The 22,410-nt window shown below is 60.6% G+C and carries 18 protein-coding genes and 1 other RNA gene; 10 read left to right on the forward strand and 9 right to left on the reverse strand.

Annotated elements, in window-relative coordinates:
• Positions 1-521: 521 nt before the first annotated feature.
• From ccoG to ACZ9BB_RS14685, 8 genes are all read left to right on the forward strand, one after another.
• Entirely contained in the window at positions 522-1,937 is a 1,416-nt protein-coding gene (gene ccoG, locus ACZ9BB_RS14650) for a cytochrome c oxidase accessory protein CcoG (RefSeq protein ID WP_476214386.1), read from the forward strand.
• An 11-nt stretch (positions 1,938-1,948) separates the two neighbouring features.
• Positions 1,949-2,488 (forward strand): FixH family protein, encoded by a 540-nt coding sequence (locus ACZ9BB_RS14655; protein WP_476214387.1) that lies wholly within the window; start codon positions 1,949-1,951, stop codon positions 2,486-2,488.
• 187 nt (positions 2,489-2,675) lie between these two features.
• Positions 2,676-5,126: a heavy metal translocating P-type ATPase gene (locus ACZ9BB_RS14660; protein ID WP_476214388.1), complete on the forward strand. Its 2,451-nt coding sequence runs from the start codon at positions 2,676-2,678 to the stop codon at positions 5,124-5,126.
• Between the two features lie 22 nt (positions 5,127-5,148).
• Positions 5,149-5,367 carry a cbb3-type cytochrome oxidase assembly protein CcoS gene (gene ccoS, locus ACZ9BB_RS14665; protein WP_476214389.1) on the forward strand — a complete coding sequence of 73 codons (219 nt, stop codon included), beginning with the start codon at positions 5,149-5,151 and terminating at the stop codon, positions 5,365-5,367.
• Positions 5,360-6,043 (forward strand): sulfite exporter TauE/SafE family protein, encoded by a 684-nt coding sequence (locus tag ACZ9BB_RS14670; protein ID WP_476214390.1) that lies wholly within the window; start codon positions 5,360-5,362, stop codon positions 6,041-6,043. The genes ccoS and ACZ9BB_RS14670 overlap by 8 nt, the downstream gene beginning before the upstream one ends.
• 144 nt (positions 6,044-6,187) lie before the next feature.
• Positions 6,188-7,570, forward strand: a complete 1,383-nt coding sequence (gene hemN, locus ACZ9BB_RS14675) for an oxygen-independent coproporphyrinogen III oxidase (RefSeq protein WP_476214391.1) — start codon at positions 6,188-6,190, stop codon at positions 7,568-7,570.
• Positions 7,571-7,677: 107 nt separating this feature from the next.
• A complete protein-coding gene (gene fnr / locus ACZ9BB_RS14680; protein ID WP_476214392.1) occupies positions 7,678-8,412 on the forward strand; it encodes a fumarate/nitrate reduction transcriptional regulator Fnr in 735 nt (244 codons plus the stop codon).
• A 79-nt stretch (positions 8,413-8,491) separates the two neighbouring features.
• On the forward strand, positions 8,492-9,040 hold the full coding sequence (locus ACZ9BB_RS14685; RefSeq protein ID WP_476214393.1) for an adenine phosphoribosyltransferase: 549 nt from the start codon (positions 8,492-8,494) through the stop codon (positions 9,038-9,040).
• A 63-nt stretch (positions 9,041-9,103) separates the two neighbouring features.
• Here the strand turns inward: ACZ9BB_RS14685 and ACZ9BB_RS14690 are convergent, their stop codons facing one another.
• The 4 genes from ACZ9BB_RS14690 to dnaX form a co-directional block, all read right to left on the reverse strand.
• Positions 9,104-10,252 carry an acyl-CoA dehydrogenase family protein gene (locus ACZ9BB_RS14690; protein WP_476214394.1) on the reverse strand — a complete coding sequence of 383 codons (1,149 nt, stop codon included), beginning with the start codon at positions 10,250-10,252 and terminating at the stop codon, positions 9,104-9,106.
• A gap of 75 nt (positions 10,253-10,327) precedes the next feature.
• The gene (recR, locus tag ACZ9BB_RS14695; protein WP_007933351.1) at positions 10,328-10,930 is read right to left on the reverse strand and encodes a recombination mediator RecR; all 603 of its coding nucleotides are present in this window, start codon (positions 10,928-10,930) and stop codon (positions 10,328-10,330) included.
• Positions 10,931-11,241: 311 nt separating this feature from the next.
• On the reverse strand, positions 11,242-11,580 hold the full coding sequence (locus ACZ9BB_RS14700) for a YbaB/EbfC family nucleoid-associated protein (protein WP_007933349.1): 339 nt from the start codon (positions 11,578-11,580) through the stop codon (positions 11,242-11,244).
• A gap of 67 nt (positions 11,581-11,647) precedes the next feature.
• The gene (gene dnaX, locus ACZ9BB_RS14705) at positions 11,648-13,735 is read right to left on the reverse strand and encodes a DNA polymerase III subunit gamma/tau (protein WP_476214395.1); all 2,088 of its coding nucleotides are present in this window, start codon (positions 13,733-13,735) and stop codon (positions 11,648-11,650) included.
• A gap of 144 nt (positions 13,736-13,879) precedes the next feature.
• On the opposite strand from dnaX, the gene ACZ9BB_RS14710 reads away from it, so the two are divergent.
• Positions 13,880-14,626: a substrate-binding periplasmic protein gene (locus ACZ9BB_RS14710; protein ID WP_476214396.1), complete on the forward strand. Its 747-nt coding sequence runs from the start codon at positions 13,880-13,882 to the stop codon at positions 14,624-14,626.
• Positions 14,627-14,636: 10 nt separating this feature from the next.
• Here the strand turns inward: ACZ9BB_RS14710 and ACZ9BB_RS14715 are convergent, their stop codons facing one another.
• Positions 14,637-16,337 carry a putative bifunctional diguanylate cyclase/phosphodiesterase gene (locus ACZ9BB_RS14715; RefSeq protein ID WP_476214397.1) on the reverse strand — a complete coding sequence of 567 codons (1,701 nt, stop codon included), beginning with the start codon at positions 16,335-16,337 and terminating at the stop codon, positions 14,637-14,639.
• A 413-nt stretch (positions 16,338-16,750) separates the two neighbouring features.
• Between ACZ9BB_RS14715 and ACZ9BB_RS14720 the strand changes: the two genes are divergently transcribed.
• Positions 16,751-17,065, forward strand: coding sequence for a helix-turn-helix domain-containing protein (locus tag ACZ9BB_RS14720; protein WP_476214398.1), 315 nt, complete (start codon positions 16,751-16,753; stop codon positions 17,063-17,065).
• Positions 17,066-17,249: 184 nt separating this feature from the next.
• On the opposite strand, the gene ffs is transcribed toward ACZ9BB_RS14720, so the two are convergent.
• The 4 genes from ffs to zipA form a co-directional block, all read right to left on the reverse strand.
• Positions 17,250-17,346: signal recognition particle sRNA small type (ffs, locus tag ACZ9BB_RS14725), an RNA gene on the reverse strand.
• A gap of 166 nt (positions 17,347-17,512) precedes the next feature.
• Positions 17,513-18,679: a zinc-binding metallopeptidase family protein gene (locus ACZ9BB_RS14730; protein WP_476214399.1), complete on the reverse strand. Its 1,167-nt coding sequence runs from the start codon at positions 18,677-18,679 to the stop codon at positions 17,513-17,515.
• A gap of 195 nt (positions 18,680-18,874) precedes the next feature.
• Complete coding sequence (gene ligA / locus ACZ9BB_RS14735; protein ID WP_476214400.1) at positions 18,875-21,232, reverse strand: NAD-dependent DNA ligase LigA; 2,358 nt, start codon at positions 21,230-21,232, stop codon at positions 18,875-18,877.
• A 248-nt stretch (positions 21,233-21,480) separates the two neighbouring features.
• Positions 21,481-22,332 (reverse strand): cell division protein ZipA, encoded by an 852-nt coding sequence (gene zipA, locus ACZ9BB_RS14740; protein ID WP_476214401.1) that lies wholly within the window; start codon positions 22,330-22,332, stop codon positions 21,481-21,483.
• Positions 22,333-22,410: the final 78 nt, after the last annotated feature.

The following is a 22,410-nucleotide window of genomic DNA, read 5'->3' on the forward strand; positions in this document are numbered from 1 at the left end:
CTCGGATTTCAGCGCCCTGTAGCTTCCCTTTTCACCCTGACGAGCAACGTGAGGGCCAGCGTTCAACAGATGCATTTCAAGGAAGAACCCTATGCGAGAGTCTGACTACGATTGTGTGCTATCCCACGAGGATTTCACTTACGTTATCAACGATGTTGAGGGCATGCCCTCAGACAACGAAAGCACGAAACCGGCCACCGAAGACGTCGGTAGAAAAAAAGACAGCGGGCTGGACAGCCTGGGAGACGGAAGGCTGCCTTGATGCCTTCTCAGAATAAATGAGCCGCTGCACTCCAAGGAGCGGCTCACGAGAGGTGCTTCACGGATCGTCTATAGTCAATTGATCTGGATCATGACTTGTTACATCTGCTACACCATCCACGCCCTCCCCCCAACGCGACCAAAGGTCGCACCCTTGATCTAGAGCGACAGGCGTATCATTGCGCCACTGCAACACCTCTTTTTGACCGCGGTCGGCACGTACTGACCGAGGCATTTTTCCACTGCCGTGGGATGCAACGATGAGCAATCAAATTCCGGTACACGACGTCACTCCACCTGCCAAGAACGCGAGTAACAGCGTCGACCTCTACGCCTCCCGGGAAAAAATCTATACACGCGCCTTCACCGGCCTGTTTCGCAACCTGCGTATGGCGGGCGGTGCCGGACTGTTTCTGCTGTATTTCGGCACGGTGTGGCTGAACTGGGGCGGTCACCAAGCCGTCTGGTGGAACCTGCCAGAGCGTAAATTCTTTATCTTTGGCGCAACCTTCTGGCCTCAGGATTTCATCCTGCTCTCTGGCATCCTGATCATCAGCGCCTTCGGCCTGTTCTTCATTACGGTATATGCCGGACGGGTCTGGTGCGGCTACACCTGCCCGCAAAGCGTCTGGACCTGGATCTTCATGTGGTGCGAAAAGGTCACCGAAGGCGACCGCAACCAGCGCATCAAGCTCGACAAGGCGCCGATGAGCGCCAACAAATTCCTGCGCAAATTCAGCAAGCACACGATGTGGCTGCTGATCGGATTCGTGACTGGCATGACCTTCGTCGGTTACTTCTCGCCGATCCGCGAGCTGACCATCGATTTCTTCACCGGCGAAGCCGACGGCTGGTCGTATTTCTGGGTCGGCTTCTTCACCCTCGCCACCTACGGCAATGCCGGCTGGTTGCGTGAGCAGGTGTGCATTTACATGTGCCCGTACGCCCGCTTCCAGAGCGTGATGTTCGATAAAGACACCCTGATCGTTTCCTACGACCCGCGTCGTGGTGAGGGCCGTGGCCCGCGCAAGAAAGGCATCGACTACAAGGCTCAGGGCCTGGGCGACTGCATCGACTGCACCATGTGCGTCCAGGTCTGCCCCACCGGCATCGACATCCGTGACGGCCTGCAAATCGAATGCATCGGCTGCGCTGCGTGCATCGACGCCTGCGACAGCATCATGGACAAGATGGATTACCCGCGCGGCCTGATCAGCTACACCACCGAGCACAACCTGTCCGGGCAAAAAACCCATAAACTGCGCCCGCGCCTGATCGGCTATGCCTTGGTGTTGCTGGCGATGATTGCATTGCTGGTGACCGCATTCTTCATGCGCTCGCTGGTCGGTTTCGATGTCAGCAAAGACCGCGTGCTGTACCGCGAGAACGCCGAAGGCCGGATCGAAAACGTCTACAGCCTGAAGATCATGAACAAGGACCAGCGCGACCATACCTACGTGCTGGAGGCCTCCGGCCTGCCGGACCTCAAGCTGCAAGGCAAGCGCGAGATCAAAGTCGCCGCCGGGGAGATTTTCAGCCAGCCGGTCGAACTGTCCAGCGCACCGGAACAACTGCCGTCGAGCACTAACGAGGTGAAATTCATCCTCAAGGATGCCGATGACGCCAGCGTCCACGTTGAAGCCAAGAGCCGATTCATCGGCCCACAAACTCGTTGAGAGAAATGACCATGCCCGCCGCAACTGCCGCAAGTCCCTGGTACAAGCACCTTTGGCCGTGGATCATCATCGCCATCCTCGCTTGTTCGGTGGCCTTGACCCTGTCCATGGTGACCATCGCGGTGAACAATCCGGACAATCTGGTCAACGATAACTATTACGAGGCCGGCAAGGGCATCAACCGCTCCCTGGACCGTGAACTGCTGGCCCAGACTTTGCAACTGCGGGCCAGCGTGCACCTGGATGACGTGACCGGCGAAGTCGACCTGCGCCTGAGCGGCAACAGCCAGCCCAAAACCCTTGAGCTGAACCTGATTTCGCCCACCCAGCCGGAAAAGGATCGCAAGATCACCCTGGCCCGCAGCGAAACCGAACAGGGCCGCTACATCGGCCAGTTGAGCGACAAGGTCGAGGGCCGGCGCTTCGTCGAATTGCTGGGCGTGCAGGATGAAAAAACCTGGCGCATGTTCGAAGAAGAACAGGTCAGCCATGCCAAGGATCTGCTGCTCGGGGATGAGCCGCTGCAAGGCGCCGAAGACCTGAAAAAATAGTCACAACGATCTCCTGTGGCGAGCGGGCTTGCCCGCGTTCGGCTGCGCAGCAGCCGCAAGTTGTCTACTCGATCTATCGAGAAGTTCGCGCGGACTGTCTTTGGGACCGCTGCGCGGTCCAACGGGGGCAAGCCCCCTCGCCACAGAGGTCTTTGGGCCTGCCACAATGGTTTTCATGGCAACAAACATGACCAGTCCAACCCCCTGCTACCACTGCGCCCTGCCCGTCCCGGCCGGCAGCCGCTTCACCGCCGCCGTCCTCGGGGAAACCCGCGAATTCTGCTGCCCGGGTTGCCAGGCAGTGGCCGAGGCAATCGTGGCCGGAGGGCTGGAAAGCTATTACCAGCATCGCAGCGAGGTTTCGGCCAATCCCGAAGCCCTGCCAGTGCAGTTGGTCGACGAGTTGGCGCTGTATGATCGCGCCGATGTGCAGCAACCCTTCGTCCGCCACGAAGGCGAACTCGCCGAAACCACTCTGTTGATGGAAGGCATCAGTTGCGCCGCCTGTGGCTGGCTGATCGAAAAGCACCTGCGCAGCCTGCCGGCGGTGGCCGAAGCACGCCTGAACCTGTCCAACCATCGCCTGCATGTGCGCTGGGCCGATGCCCAGTTGCCCTTGAGCCAGGTACTCAGCGAATTGCGCCACATCGGTTACGCCGCCCACCCATATCAACCCGACCGCGCCAGCGAACAACTGGCCAGCGAAAACCGCCTGGCCCTGCGCCAACTCGGGGTTGCCGGGCTGCTATGGTTTCAGGCAATGATGGCGACCATGGCCACCTGGCCGGAATTCAATATCGACCTCAGCCCCGAACTGCACACCATCCTGCGCTGGGTCGCGCTGTTTTTGACCACACCGATCGTGTTTTACAGCTGTGCACCGTTCTTCAAAGGGGCGATGCGCGACTTGCGCACCCGTCACCTGACCATGGACGTCTCAGTATCGCTGGCGATTGGCAGCGCCTACATCGCCGGGATCTGGACTTCGATCACCGGGGTCGGCGAGCTGTATTTCGATGCGGTGGGCATGTTTGCGCTGTTCCTGCTGGCCGGGCGTTATCTGGAACGTCGCGCCCGGGAACGCACCGCCGCCGCGACCGCACAATTGGTCAATCTGCTGCCGGCCTCCTGCCTGCGGCTGAGTGCCGACGGCCAGAGCGAGCGGATTCTGCTCAGCGAGTTGCGCGTGGGCGATCAGGTGCTGGTGCACCCCGGTGCGATCCTGCCGGCCGACGGCAAGATCCTCGACGGTCAGTCGAGCATCGACGAATCCCTGCTCACCGGCGAATACCTGCCACAACCACGAACCCTGGGCGATGCCGTCACCGCCGGCACCTTGAATGTCGAAGGTGCGCTGACCGTGGAAGTCCTGGCGCTGGGTCAGGACACGCGTCTGTCGGCCATCGTCCGCCTGCTGGATCGCGCCCAGGCCGAAAAGCCGCGGCTGGCGGAAATCGCCGACCGCGCCGCGCAGTGGTTTTTACTGCTGACGCTTATCGCCGTGGCCGCCATCGGCTTGCTCTGGTGGGAGCTGGATTCATCGCGGGCGTTCTGGATCGTCTTGGCAATGCTGGTTGCCACCTGCCCGTGCGCCTTGTCCCTGGCCACACCGACTGCCCTCACCGCCGCCACCGGCACGCTGCACAAGCTGGGGCTTTTGTTGACGCGCGGCCATGTACTGGAAGGCCTGAACCAGATCGACACAGTGATTTTCGACAAGACCGGCACCCTCACCGAAGGTCGCCTGGCGCTGCGTTCGATCCGGCCTCTTGGGCCCCTGACCAGCGATCAATGCCTGAGCCTCGCCGCCGCCCTGGAAAACCGCTCCGAACACCCGATCGCCCGGGCTTTTGGCCGCGCGCCGCTGGCCGCCGAGGAAGTCCACAGCACGCCAGGCCTGGGCCTTGAAGGGCTGGTCGGCTTGCAACGCCTGCGCATCGGCCAACCGGGGTTTGTCTGCGAACTCAGCGGCGCAGCAGTGCCGCTGATGCCGGATGAAGCCGGCCAATGGCTACTGCTCGGCGACAGCCGGGGGCCGCTGGCGTGGTTCGTCCTCGACGATCGTTTACGCGCCGACGCGCCCGCCCTGCTGGCTGCGTGCAAGGCTCGCGGCTGGCGCACGTTGCTGCTGTCCGGCGACAGCTCGCCAATGGTCGCCAGCGTCGCCGCCGAATTGGGCATCGACGAGGCCCGTGGCGGTTTGCGTCCGGACGATAAATTGCAGGTGCTGCAACAACTGCACCTGGAAGGTCGCAAGGTGTTGATGCTCGGTGACGGGGTCAACGACGTGCCGGTGCTGGCCGCCGCCGACATCAGCGTGGCGATGGGCTCGGCCACTGACCTGGCGAAAACCAGTGCCGATGCGGTATTGCTGTCGAACCGCCTCGACGCGCTCGTGCAAGCCTTCAGCCTGGCCCGACGCACCCGCCGGGTCATCATCGAGAACTTGCTGTGGGCGGCGCTGTACAATGGCCTCATGTTGCCGTTCGCCGCCCTTGGCTGGATCACTCCGGTATGGGCTGCGGTCGGCATGTCCATCAGTTCGTTGACCGTGGTGTTGAATGCCCTGCGCCTGACTCGCCTGCCGAGCGCCCCGGCTGTCGGCACCACGCCAGAAACCCGTCCGCTGCCGGCCTGAGCCGCGCGGGCATGGAGTCCAGATGCCAGCTCTTTACGTGATGATCCCGGCCGCGCTGCTGATCGTGGCCATCGCTGTCTACATCTTCTTCTGGGCAGTCGACAGCGGTCAGTACGACGACCTCGACGGCCCGGCCCACAGCATCCTGTTCGACGACCAGGACCCGAACCACACGGCAGCAGTCGACGAGGCCAGCAGCCAACCGGCCAAACCGGACGACAAGGCGCCGCCCCATGTTTGAATTGGCACCGCTGCTGGTGTCGGCGGTGATCCTCGGCTTGCTCGGTGGCGGGCATTGCCTGGGGATGTGCGGCGGCTTGATGGGCGCGTTGACCCTGGCGATCCCCAAGGAACAACGCAACCGACGCTTTCGATTGTTGCTGGCCTATAACCTGGGGCGGATTCTCAGCTATGGCGCTGCGGGTCTTCTGATCGGCCTGGCCGGCTGGGCCGTGGCTAATAGCCCGGCGGCAATGTTTATGCGCATCCTCGCCGGACTGCTGCTGATTGCCATGGGGTTGTACCTGGCCGGCTGGTGGAGCGGTTTGACCCGCATCGAAAGCCTCGGTCGCGGTCTGTGGCGGCATATCCAGCCGGTTGCCAACCGACTACTGCCAGTATCGAACCTGCCCCGCGCCTTGCTGCTCGGCGCGCTGTGGGGCTGGCTGCCGTGCGGGCTGGTTTACAGCACATTGCTGTGGTCGGCGAGCCAGGGCAATGCGCTGGACAGTGCCTTGCTGATGCTGGCATTCGGGCTGGGCACCTGGCCGGTGCTGCTCGCCACAGGGCTGGCCGCTGAGCGCGTCACGGCGTTATTGCGCAAACGCAGCGTGCGCATGACGGGTGGCTTGCTGGTGATGTTATTCGGTATCTGGACCTTGCCAGGGCCGCATCAGCATTGGCTCATGGGGCATTAGATCGGCGGTGTGCCCATCGCGGGCTTGCCCGCGATTGAGCCCTCACTGACAACCCAAATCCCGACCCTTGATGCAAATCAAGATGCCCCACAGCACTTACCCCTAGACTCGCACACACAGCCAGCCTATCCGGGGAATGCCCGCATGCTCGACGCCATTCGTTGGGACACAGATCTGATCCGCCGTTACGACCTGGCGGGACCGCGCTACACCTCATACCCGACCGCTGTGCAATTCGACAGCCAGATCGGCACCTTCGACCTGTTTCACGCCCTGCGCGACAGCCGCAAGGCCCTGCGCCCGCTGTCGTTGTATGTGCACGTGCCGTTCTGCGCGAACATTTGCTACTACTGCGCCTGCAACAAAGTCATCACCAAGGACCGCGGCCGCGCCCTGCCCTATTTGCAGCGCCTGGAACAGGAAATCCAGCTGATCGCCTGCCACCTCGACCCGATGCAGAAAGTCGAACAACTGCATTTCGGCGGCGGCACACCGACCTTTCTCAGCCACGATGAGCTGCGTCAGTTGATGGCCCAGTTGCGCAAGCATTTCAACCTGCTGGACGACGATTCCGGCGACTACGGTATCGAAATCGACCCGCGCGAGGCCGACTGGTCGACGATGGGGCTGCTCCGTGAGCTGGGCTTCAACCGGGTCAGCATCGGCCTGCAAGACCTCGACCCGGTAGTGCAACGAGCGGTCAATCGCCTGCAAAGCCTGGAAGAAACCCGAGCGGTAATCGACGCCGCCCGTACCCTGCAATTTCGCTCGATCAACATCGATCTGATCTACGGCCTGCCGAAGCAGACACCCGAGAATTTCGCCCGCACCGTCGACGAAGTCATCAACCTGCAACCGGACCGGCTCTCGGTGTTCAACTACGCCCATTTGCCGGAACGTTTCATGCCGCAACGGCGGATCAACGGCAACGAACTGCCGGCGCCGGCGCAGAAGCTGGAAATGTTCCAGCGCACCATCGAACAGCTGGCCGCCGCCGGTTACCGCTACATTGGCATGGATCACTTCGCCCTGCCCGATGATGAATTGGCGATTGCGCAGGAAGAATCGACCTTGCAACGCAACTTTCAGGGCTATACCACCCACGGTCATTGCGATTTGATCGGCCTGGGGGTATCGGCCATCAGCCAGATCGGCGATCTGTACTGCCAGAACAGCAGCGACCTCAACCAGTACCAGAACGCTTTGGCATCCGCTCAACTGGCCACCAGCCGCGGCCTGGTGTGCAACGCTGACGATCGCTTGCGCAGAGCAGTGATCCAGCAACTGATTTGCCATTTCAACCTGGAGTTCGCGGAAATCGAGCAGGCGTTCAATATAGATTTTCGCGGTTACTTCAGCGAGCTTTGGCCACAGTTGCAGAAGATGGCCGAGGACGGACTGATCGAGCTGGACAACCAACGGATCACCGTGCTCCCCGCAGGCCGGCTGCTGGTGCGTTCGGTGTGCATGGCGTTCGATGCGTATCTGGAACACACCAATCGCCAGCGGTTTTCACGAGTGATCTAGCCAATAGACCCTAGGCCCCCTATGGTTAATTGTCGCAGGCTGGCCCGAATGTCCTCCCGTGAGTTACCCTTACGGCTTATGTGTGTTTTCCCACAAGGATTAAAGAAATGTCCGAGCCAGTAAAGCTGCGCGCTCATAGCCAGGCCCATTGCAAGGATTGCAGCCTGGCCCCTCTCTGCCTGCCACTTTCTTTGAATCTGGAAGACATGGATGCGCTGGACGAAATCGTTAAACGCGGTCGACCGCTGAAAAAGGGCGAGTTCCTGTTTCGCCAGGGCGACATTTTCGATTCCGTTTATGCAGTACGCTCCGGCGCCCTGAAAACCTTCAGCCTGAGCGATGGCGGCGAAGAACAACTCACCGGCTTCCATTTGCCGAGTGAGCTGGTCGGCCTGTCGGGCATGGACACCGAGCAGCACCCGGTCTCGGCGCAAGCCCTGGAAACCACCTCGGTGTGCGAAATCCCGTTCGAGCGCCTCGACGAACTGGCCCTGCAACTGCCACAACTGCGCCGTCAGTTGATGCGAGTGATGAGCCGCGAGATTCGTGACGATCAGCAAATGATGTTGCTGCTGTCGAAGAAAACCGCCGACGAACGCATCGCCACCTTCCTGGTCAACCTGTCGGCACGTTTCCGCGCCCGGGGTTTCTCGGCCAACCAGTTCCGGTTGAGCATGTCGCGCAACGAAATCGGCAATTACCTGGGCCTGGCAGTGGAAACCGTGTCCCGGGTGTTCACTCGCTTCCAGCAAAACGAACTGATCGCCGCCGAGGGCAAGGAAGTGCATATCCTCGACCCGATCCAGCTCTGCGCCCTGGCTGGCGGTTCGCTCGAGGGCTGATCCTGGCGATGGCGGCTGAGCGAAACGTTTCAGCCGCCGTTATACTGCATCGTTTGCAGCCCGCCAGGACACTTCGACGATGGTCTTCGACTCCTTCGACATCAAATCCCTGATCCGCCCCGTGATCGACTTCCCCAAGCCGGGCGTGATCTTTCGCGACATCACCCCATTGTTCCAGTCGCCCACGGCCCTGCGCCTGGTGATGGACAGTTTTGCCCATCGTTACGTCGAGGCCGACTTTACCCACATCGGCGCCATGGATGCCCGCGGCTTCCTGATCGGCTCGATTCTGGCTTATCAGTTGAACAAGCCGCTGGTGCTGTTTCGCAAGCAAGGCAAATTACCGGCCGACGTGCTGGCCGAGGGTTATCAGACCGAGTACGGCGAAGCCTTCCTCGAAGTCCACGCCGACAGCCTGTGCGAGGGTGATTCGGTGGTGATGTTCGATGACCTGATCGCCACCGGCGGCACGCTGATTGCGGCGGCCAACCTGGTTCGGCGCATGGGTGCGCGGGTGCATGAAGCGGCGGCGATCATTGACTTACCGGAGTTGGGTGGCTCGCAACGGCTGGAAGACATGGGGATTCCGACTTTCTGTCTGACGCAGTTTGCGTTGAGCGATAAGTAAGCGGCGTCTGGAAGGACGCCTTCGCGGGCTTGCCCGCGATGGCGTCAATTGCCACACCGCCAACTACAGCCCCATCTGCTTACTGATAATCTCGTTCATCACTTCCCGCGTCCCGCCACCAATCGACAGAATCCGGTTATCGCGGTACAGCCGCTCCACCAGACTTTCACGCATGTAACCCAAACCACCCAGAATCTGCACCGCGTCGGTGGTAATGCGATCTGCGGTGTCTGTAGCGAAATTCTTCGCCATGGAAATCTCTTTGATCACACTCTGCCCGGCCGCCATTTTCGTCGCCTGGCGGTAGGTGAATTCCCGTGAAACCTCCAGCGCCGTGGCCATTTCCGCGAGGCGGTGCTTGAGCACCTGGAACTTGCCGATGGGTTTACCGAAGGCTTCACGCTGGCGAGCCCATTTCAGGCTCTCCTCCAGCGCCAACTGCGCGGTCATGTTGGCCATCAGCGCCAAGGCCAGACGCTCGCTCTGGAAGTTGCCCATAATGCAGGTGAAGCCCTTGTTTTCGGCACCGATCAGATGGCCCATCGGCACCCGGCAATCATCGAAAAACAGCTCGGCAGTGTCCGACGCCCACCAGCCCATTTTCTTCAACTGGCGACCGACGGTGAAACCGGGAGTACCTTTCTCGATCAGCAGCAAACTGATGCCGCCGAAACCCGGTTCGCCGGTGCGCACCGCGACGGTGTAGAAATCCGCGCGAACGCCGCTGGTAATGAAGGTTTTACTGCCGCTGACCCGGTAGAAGTCGCCGTCGCGCACGGCGCGGGTTTGCAGGTTGGCCACATCGGAGCCGCCACTGGGCTCGGTGACGGCCAAGGCGCTGATCTTCTCACCCGCCAGCACCAGAGGCACAACACGATCGCGGACTTCGGGCCTGGCCCACTTGAGGATCGGCGGCAGACCGATGTCCAGCGAGCCCAGCCCCGCGACCAAACCACCGGAACCACAGCGCATCAGCTCTTCACTGGCGGCGATCTTGGCGAACACATCGCCTTCATGGCTACCGCCCAAGGCTTGGGGATAACCGATGCCCAGAATCCCCGCCGCGCCGGCCTTGAGGTAGAGCTCACGGGGAAAGCTTTCGGCTTCTTCCCACTGATCGATGTCGGGAAGAATCTCGCGCTCGACGAAACGTCTGACGCTGTCGCGGACCAATTGGTGGCTGGGGTCGAAGTATTCCTGGAAGGCAGGCATCGGCGAACTCCACTGAAGGTTCAGCGAAGTTAACCGAGCGCTTGCTTGGTTTTCAAGTGAGGATTGAAGATGCGGTTACAGCGAAATCGGCTTACGCCCGGCAAACGAATGCGCCAATGTCCCGCCATCCACCAGTTCCAGCTCGCCACCCAACGGCACGCCGTGGGCAATGCGCGAGGCAATCAGGCCCTTGTTGCTGAGCAACTGGGCGATGTAATGCGCCGTGGCCTCGCCTTCCACCGTCGGGTTGGTGGCGAGGATGACTTCGGTAAACGTGCCCGCCTCTTCGATCCGCGCCATCAGTTGTGGAATGCCAATGGCTTCCGGCCCCAACCCGTCCAGAGGCGACAAGTGGCCCTTGAGCACAAAGTAGCGACCGCGGAAACCAGTCTGCTCCACGGCGTAAACGTCCATTGGACCTTCCACTACACACAACAAGGTGTCGTCACGGCGTGGATCAGCGCATTGCGGGCACAAATCGTCTTCGGTCAGCGTGCGGCACAAGCGGCAATGGCCCACCCCTTCCATGGCCTGGCTCAGCGCCTGGGCCAGTCGCGAACCGCCGCTGCGATCGCGCTCAAGCAGTTGCAACGCCATGCGCTGGGCAGTTTTCTGACCCACACCCGGCAAAATTCGCAGGGCATCGATCAGTTGGCGAATCAAAGGGCTGAAGCTCATGGGGAAAAAGTCCGACATAACAACGAGACGCGGTTTATACCCGCGCCTCTGTTTAGCGTCAAATAGCAGCGCCAATTACTCAGTCCGCGCAACCCGCACCACCCGTTTGCCTACTTTTCACTGTGGCGAGGGAGCTTGCTCCCGCTGGGTCGCGTAGCGGCCCCACTCTCTACCTGAAAAGAGGGGGACTGCTGCGCAGTCCAACGGGAGCAAGCTCCCTCGCCACAGGGATTAGCAAAAACCAGCCAGAAACAAAAATGCCAGGCGCGATGCCTGGCATTTTTTTAACCCATCCAACGCGCGTTGGCGAATCAGAATGGCAGTTTCATACCCGGTGGCAGTTGCATACCAGCGGTCATGCTGCCCATTTTGTCCTGGCTGTTGGCTTCGATCTTGCGCACGGCGTCGTTGACGGCGGCGGCGAATACAGCCTCCAGCATCTCTTTGTCGTCTTCGCTCAGGCCTTCGACCAGGCTTGGGTCGATGGTCACGCGCTTGACGTCGTGACGACCGGTCATTACCACGGTGACCATATCGCCACCGGCTTTACCGGTGACTTCGGCGTTGGCCAGCTCTTCCTGCATCTTGGCCATTTTTTCCTGCATCTGCTGCGCCTGCTTCATCAGGCCGGCCATGCCACCTTTCATCATGGGAATCACCTCAAAAGTACTTGGATAAAAACAACGCCCGGCGAGTGCGGCCAAGCGCTTTCAGTTATTAGCCCTGACTGACCAGAGCCTCGACAGGTTCAATAGTATCGTGACGGACCACCGCCCCGAACTGCTGCATCATTTGCTGGATGAACGGATCGCCGTGGATCGATTCCTCGGCCTCGCGCTGACGGTCGGCGCGGCGGCGGGATGCGGCCTGGGCCGGGGTTTCCTGCTCGGGCTTGATCAGCTCCATGCTCAGGGTCAGCGTGCGCCCGTGAAACTGGTTCAGCGCATCATTGAGGCGACGTTGTTGCGTCGCGTTGAACAAGGCACTGTGGGCCGGGTCCAGGTGTAACAGCCAGTTGTCGCCATCGACGGCGATCAGCGTGCAATTGGCGGCGATACTGCCCGTCATGCCGGATATCGGCAATTTCGGGAACAACTCCAGCCATTGCAGGGCCAGGCCGGTGGCAGGCATCGCGGCCGGTTCAGGCTCGGGTTCCGGCGCAGGTTCGGCGGTGTGCTCACTGGCCAGTTCGTCGAGGTAGCTGTAGGCCGAATCCATGTCCGGCTCGATGTAGTCCTCGTCCAGCGGCGGCTCGTCGTCCGGGTCCATGCCTGGCGTCGCAGCATCGACTTCGGCCACGGACGGTTCCGGAATCGGCGCAGCGGCCCACTCCGGCGCGTCTGGCACTACGCTGTCCGGTGTCGGCATGGGCATCGGCGGCAATTCGGGTTGTTCGCCGGCCGTTTCCAGCACTGGCTCGACGGCGGGCTGCTGGACAACCTCGGGCTCTACCGGATCGTTCCAGGGCAGATCGACGACTTCTTCGACCGCTGCAGTCTCGGCAACCGGCTCGGGCTCAGGCACGACCACGGGTGCGACCGGCTCAGGTTCGGCCGCCGGTGCTGGCGCCGGTGCAGCCACGGGCGCAACTGGAGCCGGTGCAACCGCCGCAGCGACTACCGGCGCAACGACCGGCACGGCAGCCACTGAGTTTGCGGAATCAACCGTGGCCTGGCTGATCCCCACCGGCTTTAGCGGTTGCCTGGGAGCATCCGCGGTGTCTGCCGGCCGGAACGCGAGCATCCGCAGCAGAACCATCTCAAAGCCGCCGCGCGGGTCCGGTGCCAACGGCAAATCCCGGCGCCCGATCAGGCCCATCTGGTAATAGAACTGCACATCTTCGGCCGGCAGTGCCTGGGCCAGCGCCAGCACCCGATCACGGTCGCCATGGCCGTTGTCGACACCTTCAGGCAGGGCCTGGGCGATGGCGACACGGTGCAGCACGTTGAGAATTTCCGAAAGTACGCCGTTCCAGTCCGGGCCTTGCTCGGCCAGATGGCGCACCGCTTCGAGCAACGCCTTGGCATCACCTTCGATCAGCGCATGCAGGACGTCGTAGACCTGGCCATGATCGAGGGTGCCGAGCATCGCCCGCACGTCGGCGGCCAGGACCTTGCCTTCACCGAAGGCGATGGCCTGGTCGGTCAGGCTCATGGCGTCGCGCATCGAACCGTCGGCGGCGCGGCCCAGCAGCCACAGCGCGTCGTCTTCGAACGGCACGTTCTCGACGCTCAGCACATGGCTCAGATGCTCGACCACCCGTTCCGGGGTCATGTTTTTCAGGGAGAACTGCAGGCACCGCGAGAGAATCGTTGCCGGAAGTTTCTGCGGATCGGTGGTGGCCAGGATGAACTTGACGTAGGGCGGCGGCTCTTCGAGGGTTTTCAACAGCGCATTAAAGGAATGGCTGGAGAGCATGTGCACTTCGTCGATCAGGTAGACCTTGAAGCGCCCGCGACTCGGCGCGTACTGCACGTTGTCGAGCAGTTCGCGGGTGTCTTCGACCTTGGTCCGGCTCGCGGCGTCGATCTCGATCAGGTCGACGAAGCGGCCCTCATCGATCTCGCGGCACACCGAGCACTCGCCGCAGGGGGTCGAGGTGATACCTGTTTCACAGTTCAGGCATTTGGCGATGATCCGCGCGATGGTGGTCTTGCCGACGCCGCGGGTGCCGGTAAACAGGTAGGCGTGGTGCAGCCGCTGGCTGTCCAAGGCATTGATCAGAGCCTTGAGCACATGGGTCTGGCCGACCATTTCGCGGAACGAGCGCGGACGCCATTTACGTGCAAGAACCTGATAACTCATCGAAAACCGTCGCAACGAAGGAACACAAGCGGCTAATGCTAGCGGAGCAAGGCCAAAATTGCATCCGGTGCGCTCGTCTATTCTGGCTAAGCTGCACGTTGAGGGGCATTTATGGGCTCAGGTTTGAGCCGTACCGGAGCGTTTATGCGTTTTGCCTTGGGGGTATTGCTGCTATTGGTCAGCCTGAGTGTCGCGGCCGCCGACGCGCCGCTGCGCTTTGTCGTGTCCGACAGCTGGGCCATGCCCATGGTGCAACTCGAGCGCGGCCGGCCGACCCAGGGCATTTTGTACGACATGATGCTCAGCCTGGCGACACAAGTCGGCATGCCCGCAGAGTTTCATGTGTTGCCTCGGGCGCGAGTGCAAAACGCCATGGACCATGGCGAAGTCGATATCCGCTGCCATGTTTCACAGTCCTGGTTGCCGAACCTGTCCGGGGACTATATCTGGAGCGTTCCGCTGCTGGTCCAGCGCGACTTGCTGATTGGCCAGCGCAACTCGCCCACATCAGTCAACCTGGCAGACCTGCCCGGACAGTCGATCGGCACCGTGCGCGGCTATAGCTACCCGACTCTGCAACCCTTGTTCGATGCCGACCGGTTGCACCGCGAAGACGCGCGCAATCAGGAACAGGTGCTGGAAAAACTGCTGGCCGGACGCTACCACTATGCCGTGAGCAATCAATGGACCCTGGACTGGTTCAACCAGCGCCTGCTGCCTGACCAGCAACTGCAAAGCGTGGCGCTGGTGCACGAGCAAACCGTCGGTTGCTACGTGCGCAACGACCCCAAGATGCCCGTGCAGCACATCCTGGACACCTTGCTGAAAATGAAAACGTCCGGGGAGATCAATGACATCATCCGGCTCTATACCGGCAATTCTGATCAGTAGCCGCTGGCTCTCAGGCTATCTGGTCGAGTGCCCGCCATTGTAACGGGGCGACAAACCCCGCTACCCAGTCCGGCACCTCGTCGGGTGGCATGGGTCGGGCAATGAAGTAGCCTTGCGCAACTTCGCACCCCAACCGCAACAGCAACTCACCGTGTTCAAGGCTTTCCAGCCCCTCGGCAATCACTTGCCGGCCGAATGCCCGGGCGAGACTGATCACCGCCGTGGTCAGGGCCAGGTCGTCACGATCATTCAGAATGTCTCGCACGAATGATTTATCAATCTTGATGGTTTGGGTACGCAAACGCTTGAGGTAACTCAAGGACGAATAACCCGTACCAAAGTCACCCAAGGAAAACTGCACCCCCAACGCCTGACAGGCCTGCAAACAGGCGCTGACATGCTGGATATTCTCGATCGCCACCGATTCGACGATTTCCAGGTCGAGCATCTGCGGGGCTACCTGGGCATGTCGACCGAGTACGTGCCTGAGCCGATCGACGAAATCCGCACGCTGAAAATGTCGCGCCGCAATATTGATACTGACTGGCCAGCCCTGCCCCGCCTGTTGCCAACGGTGCAACTGCGACAAAACCTGGTCCATCACCCATTCGCCGATATCGATGATCAGGTCCGTGTCTTCCACCAGCGGCAAAAACTCCCGAGGCAGGACCATGCCATTTTGCGGATGCTGCCAACGCAACAACGCTTCGAAACCGACGACCACGCCGCGACGCATGTTCACCTTGGGCTGAAAATACAGGCGCAATTCGCCGGCAATCAAAGCCTGACGTACCCGTTCGACGGTCTGGTGAGTGGCCTTGACCTCCTGATCCCGGGACACGTCGAACAGATGAAAACGGTTTCGCCCGCCCTGCTTGGCCACGTACATCGCCTGATCGGCGTGACGCAGCAAGGTTTCGGCATCTTCGTTGTCATGGGGAAACAGAGTGACGCCGATACTGGCAAACACATTGATGTCCTTGCCGTGCAGTGCATAAGGCTCCGAGATCGCGCCCAGCACGCGGTTCAGCGCCGCGCGCAATTCCGGCAGATCACGCACGTAACGCAACACCAGCACAAACTCGTCGCCGGCCAGTCGCGCCACCACGTCTTCGCCGCGCACAATGTCGCGCAGGCGCTTGGCCACTTCCACCAGCAACATATCGCCACTGGCGTGGCCATAGCCGTCGTTGACCGCTTTGAACCCGTCGAGGTCAAGCATGCACACTGCTAACGGAATGTTTTCATGCCGGGAGAATTCCAGCGCTTGATCCAGCAAATCCGAGAGGAACGCGCGATTGGGCAGCCCGGTCAGCACATCGTGCCCGACCCGCCACTGCAGGGATTGCAGCAGTTGACGCTTTTCGCTGATGTCGAAACGAATCGACAGGTATCGGTTAACGTGCCCGGTGGCGTCATCGAGCACCGGCACCATGGTGCTGTCGACCCAATACAGGCTGCCATCCTTGGCGCGATTACAGATCTCGCCCTTCCAGATATTACCCAAGGCGATCGTGCGCCACATGGCGGCGAAGAACTCGGCGGAGTGCAGGCCGGAGTTCAGCAGGCGATGATTCTGCCCGAGCAGTTCCTCGCGGCTGTAGCCGGACACGGCGCAGAATTGATCGTTGACGTAGGTAATCCGGCCGTTGAGATCGGTCTCGGAAAAAATCGCGGCGGCATCCACGGCCCTGCGGTATTTCTCATCCATGAGTCAGGCTCTGTCGCTAGCGGTGGTACCGCTCGACCAGCGCAGGATGCCCGGAAGAGATGATTTGAGAAGTACGGCGCAGAGACACGTTATCGCTCCATGAACAGCATTTGATCGCCCCCGGACAGCCGAAGATCAACTAGGCTCAAAGGCTTCGGGCAAGGCAGCAACACCGACTCGGGGTAACATTTCGTGAGGCTCGACCGCCAACGGTCTCTCCGCATGCCCGGTAAGGGAGCGCAATGCTGGCTTTTTCATATCGCCTAAACTTCAGAAAGCAGAACACCAAAAACCCCTTCGAAGCGGCGATTCTACGAAATGCATCACATTTTGCAAAGCAAGGTGATGGATCATGCAGTTGCCTAATGCAAAAATCTATCGTTAAGTTCTTGATTCTAAATGGGAATTGAGCGATGCAAATTTCAAGTTTGGGTGCGGCCATCCGACGCTACCGCAAGGTCGCAGGGCTTACTCAGGCTGAACTCGGCGAAAAAACCGGTTTTGACCCCAAAACCATCAGCCGCTTCGAAACTGGCACCTATACCCCCAGCGTGGAAGCATTGTTCCTGCTTGCCGACGTGCTGGGCGTGAAGCTGAAAGCCTTTTTTGCAGATCTGGGCGACGAAGATGAACAGCGGGCGTACCTGTTCAGCGTCATACACAAAGCCACCCCGAAGGATCTGGGAAAGCTGATCGCAGCGGTTGACCAGGCCTTGTCCAAGCCTTAGTGCCAGTCAATGAAAAAGGAGGCGGACCTGTCGAATACGGCAGATCGGCCTCCTTTTTTATATTCCGCGCTCTTCAAATCGGAAACGACGAAACACCGCCCTGGATGAGCTCCATGGCAGGGGAAAGTTAGTATTTTTTAGATAGAAAACACGAAAGAGGGTTCGTGTTGCGTTATGGAGGCAACCCCACCAGCCACACCCCGGCACACAATGTCACCGCTGCGGCTGCTCCCTTCCAGGCCTGACCGGGTTCACGGCTGATCGTTGCGGGGGGACCGATGGGGTCACCATAACGACGCTCACCTGACGGCGAGCCGCGCCATTGTACCTATCTGAGACGAAGTTACAACCGTTCGGGCAGATTAAAAAATATGAGCCTCTTCAAGGACATGCGCTAACCTTAAAAGATCGCGACCTGTAACAGCTGGCGAAGCCTGCGTTCGGAAGCTACAGATCGTGCAACACCTCATCCGCCCGGCCGCCCTCCTGCTGGATCACCAGATGAACGAAGTGCAGCTTGGCGATCACCGCTGGCGGCAGGACGAACGGATAGAAATCCGGCTGGCCCATGCTGCGTGACAGTTCGTTGAGCATGCCGGCCAGCTCGATCCAGGCGTTGACGAACGACAGGAACGCCGGACCGCCAGGGTGCTGCGGGTCGAATAGCGTGCTCGGCGGAAACGGCTGGTAATCGAAATCCAGTTCCTGGGCGCTCATGCCAAAACCCAGCGCGGTGTCTACTGCATCCATCATGTGCAGGTAGTGAGCCCAGGTTTCCGCCCAGTCTTCCCAGGGGTGCATGGTGGCGTAGGCGCTGACGGAATGTTGCGGCCAGTCAAGCGGCGCGCCTTGCTGATAATGCCGCTCAAGGGCTTCAGCGTAGCTGGCACGCTCGTCACCGAACAGGCCACGAAAGGGTTCCAGCCAATCACTGTTGGCGATTAGCCGATCCCAGTAGTAATGCCCTGTTTCATGGCGAAAATGCCCAAGCAACGTGCGATAGGGTTCGTGCATTTGCACGCGGATCTGCTCGCGATGGGCATCGTCGGCTTCTTTGATGTCGAGGGTGATCAGGCCGTTGGCGTGCCCGGTGGTCGGCGGCTTGCCTTCGAGGTCGATACCGATGAAGTCGAAGGCCAGACCAGCGTCTTCATCCATGGTTTTCGCAATGACCTGCAAGCCCAGGCTGAGCAACTGCGCCACCAGACGGCGCTTGGCAATTTCCACTTTGCGCCAGCGCTCGTGGTTCTCAGCGATCGTCAGGTCGGGAATGGTGCGATTCAAGCTACAGGCGATGCACAACGCATCATGATCATTGCTCGGCAGCAACCAATTGCACGCCGCCGCAGAATCGAGATTGGCGCAACGACGGAACACACCGGCCTCGGGATCGGCGTCGAGCAACCAGGTATCTGCTTGCGGGCCGGGTTGCAACGAAGACAAGCGACTCTGTTGTGGCTGATAACCCAACGCCGCCGAGCAGGCCAGGCACTGGCTGTTGCGAAAGAACAGCGACTGCCCGCAGCGACAATGCCAGACCTTGCTGTTGCGCGAACGCTCACCCATGAAAGGCGCGGCGATGCGTGAACTGAGCTGTTCGAAGAAGCGGTACATGGCGATCTCTCCCTGGGGCCTGCCAAGACTAGATCATTCCCGCCCGAAGATCTTGTGGCGAGGGAGCTTGCCCCCGTTCGGCGGCGAAGCCGTCGCAAAACCTGCTTGCACGGTATGTCTGACAGATCGCGGTTGCTTGTTTTAGGGCCGCTACGCAGCCCAACGGGGGCAAGCCCCCTCGCCACAGGTCTCGCGCTAGATCGAGATGTTGTATTCCTTCAGACGAGCCACAAACGCCTCTTCATCCAGCACCTTCAACCCCAGCTCATTGGCCTTGGCCAACTTCGAGCCCGCGCCCGGCCCGGCGACCACGCAATGGGTCTTGGCCGACACGGAACCGGCCACCTTGGCACCGAGGCTTTCAAGTTTGTCCTTGGCGACATCGCGACTCATCAGTTCCAGTGAACCGGTCAGCACCCAGGTCTGTCCGGCCAGCGGCAACCCTTCGACGACTTTCTTTTCACTTTGCCAATGCATGCCAAAATCGCGCAGCTGTTTTTCGGCCGCTTCAGCGAGTTGACGATGTTGTGCCGCCGCAAAGAATTCTCGAACCGAAGTCGCCTGCTTCTCCGGCAGTGCCTGACGCATGTCCAGCCAATCGGCACTGATCACCGCCTCGAGCGAGCCGAATTTGTCGGCGAGCTTTTGCGCCCCGCCTGGCCCGACCGACGGAATGTGCAACTTGTCGAGGAAGCCACCCAGCGTGGTACTGGCGGCAAACTCGGCACCCAACTCGCCCTGATCCTGAATCTGCATACCGTGCTTGAGCAAATCCGCGATCACCTGCTGGTTATGCGCATCTTCAAAGAAGCTGTGAATCTCGTGAGCCACTTCCAGCCCGACATCCGGCAAATACGTGAGCACTTGCGGCAACGCCTGCTGAACCCGCTCCAGCGAGCCGAGAGAACGCGCGAGGACCTTCGCCGTTTCTTCGCCGACATCGGGAATGCCCAAGGCGTAGATGAACCGCGCCAGACTCGGCCGCTTGCTGTCTTCGATCGCGCCGAGCAGGTTCTTGCTCGACAGCTCGGCGAAGCCTTCCAGGTCGACGATTTGTTCGAACGTCAGGGCATAGAGATCGGCTGGCGAACTCACCAGACCTTCATCCACCAGTTGCTCGACGCTCTTCTCACCCAGCCCTTCGATGTCCATGGCGCGGCGCGACACGAAGTGAATGATCGCTTGCTTGAGCTGCGCACCGCAGGCCAGACGCCCGACACAGCGATACACCGCGCCTTCGCTGATGGTCTCGCGACCCTTGCTGCGCTTGACCAGTTGCGTGCGCTCGACATGCGAGCCGCACACCGGGCACTGCTCGGGAATCTGCACCGGCCGGGCATGCTCCGGACGGCGCTCGGCGACCACTTGCACCACTTGCGGGATCACATCACCGGCGCGGCGGATGATCACCGTATCGCCAATCATCAGGCCCAGCCGCGCAACCTCATCCATGTTGTGCAAAGTCGCATTGGCCACGGTGACGCCGGCCACCTTGACCGGTTTCAAGCGCGCCACCGGCGTCACGGCACCGGTGCGCCCCACCTGGAACTCCACATCGAGCAGCTCGGTGAGTTCTTCCATGGCCGGAAATTTATGGGCAATTGCCCAACGCGGTTCGCGGGCGCGGAAGCCCAGTTCACGCTGGGACGCAATGCTGTTGACCTTGAACACCACGCCGTCGATTTCATACGGCAGCGCATTACGGCGTTCACCGATGTCGCGGTAGTAATCCAGGCATTCAGCGATGCCATTGGCCAGTTTCAGCTCATGGCTGATCGGCATGCCCCAAGCTTTGAGTTGCTGCAGATTGCCGATGTGCGTGTCGGCGATATCGGCCGAAATCTGGCCGATGCCGTAACAGCAGAATTCCAGTGGACGGTTGGCGGTGATCTTCGAATCCAGCTGCCGCAAGCTGCCCGCCGCTGCGTTACGCGGGTTGGCGAACGTCTTGCCGCCGACTTCCAGTTGCGTGGCGTTGAGCAGTTCGAAACCGGCCTTGGACATGAACACTTCGCCCCGCACTTCCAGGGTCGCCGGCCAGCCGGTGCCATGCAGCTTGAGTGGAATATTGCGCACAGTGCGCACGTTGACGCTGATGTCTTCACCGGTGGTGCCATCGCCACGCGTGGCGCCGCGCACCAGCACACCGTCCAGATACAACAGACTGACCGCCAGGCCGTCGAGTTTCGGTTCGCAGCTGTATTCCACCGCCGCGCCGCTGCCAAACAGGTCGCCGACCGGCAGGTCCAGCCCTTCCGTCACCCGGCGATCGAATTCGCGCATGTCGGTTTCTTCAAAGGCGTTACCCAGGCTGAGCATCGGCACTTCGTGACGCACCTGAGTGAACGCCGACAGCGCCGCGCTGCCGACACGCTGGGTCGGCGAGTCGCTGGTGATCAGTTCGGGATGGGCCGCTTCGAGGGCCTTGAGCTCGTGGAACAAGCGATCGTATTCGGCGTCCGGAATGCTCGGCTCGTCCAGCACGTGGTAGCGATAGTTGTGCTGATCGAGCTCGGCACGCAGCTCTAGAATGCGGGTTTTGGCGGCGGTCATGGGTGTTCTCTCATAAAGCAAAAGAGCAGCCGAGGCTGCTCAATCTTCTAAATATGTGGCAATGGGTCTTGCCTGTGGCGAGGGAGCTTGCTCCCGCTGGGCTGCGAAGCGGCCCCATAACCAGACGACCGGTGTGCCGGCTCATACCTGGTTACAGGATTTACGACGGCTTCGCCGCCGAACGGGAGCAAGCTCCCTCGCCACAACAAGCCCCTGTCGCCACAAGAGCCCGCCCCGGTCATGCAATATTAGCGCTTCTGGGTCAATGCGCGACGCTCGAACTCGACGATGCGCTGACGGTAGTGCTCAATCGTTTGGGCGGTCAGCACGCTGCGCTGGTCGTCCTTCAGTTCGCCGTTCAGCTCCTGGGACAGCTTGCGCGCCGCGGCCACCATCACATCGAAGGCTTGCTTGGGATGACGTGGGCCTGGCAGGCCGAGGAAGAAGCTCACCGCCGGGGTGCTGAAATGATCGATGTCATCCAGGTCGAAGACGCCTGGCTTGACCGCATTGGCCATGGAGAACAGCACTTCGCCGTTACCGGCCATGCTTTCGTGGCGATGGAAAATGTCCATTTCGCCGAAGCGCAGACCGCTTTCCAGAATGTTCTGCAGCAGCGCCGGTCCCTTGAAGCCGGCCGGGTCGCGGCAGATCACACTGATCACCAGCACTTCTTCGGCTTGTGGCTGATTTTTATCGGCCGAGCTTGCGGGCTGGCTGTCATTCGGGAAATCGTCGTCACGGCTGTTGAAGCTCGGGCCGCCGTCCAGGTCCAGATTGAGGTTCAAATCGCCTTGCGATGGTTCGCCATGGCCACGCTTGCCGCGCTTGGAACCCGACTCGCGGGGCTCTCGGGCAGGCATGCTCACCGACGGCAGATCGTGCTCGTCCAGTTGCGGCTCTTTATGGTTATCCAGCACGCGGGGCGGGCCCAACAGCTCGGCGCTGGTGTCCTCGTCCGGCAGGTTGGACAGACTTCGGTCAAGACGGAATTTCAGTTTTCCCTTGCCGCCGCGCATGCGACGCCAGCCATCGAAAAGAATACCGGCAATGACAATAATGCCGATGACGATCAGCCACTCGCGCAGACCGATTTCCATGTAATCCCGTGCCTCTATAAAAAATGCTGAAAAATAAGGGGTTTACACTGTGCAAACCGCTTTAAAACGTGGCGCCAA

Source organism: Pseudomonas sp. TE3552, assembly GCF_056278945.1.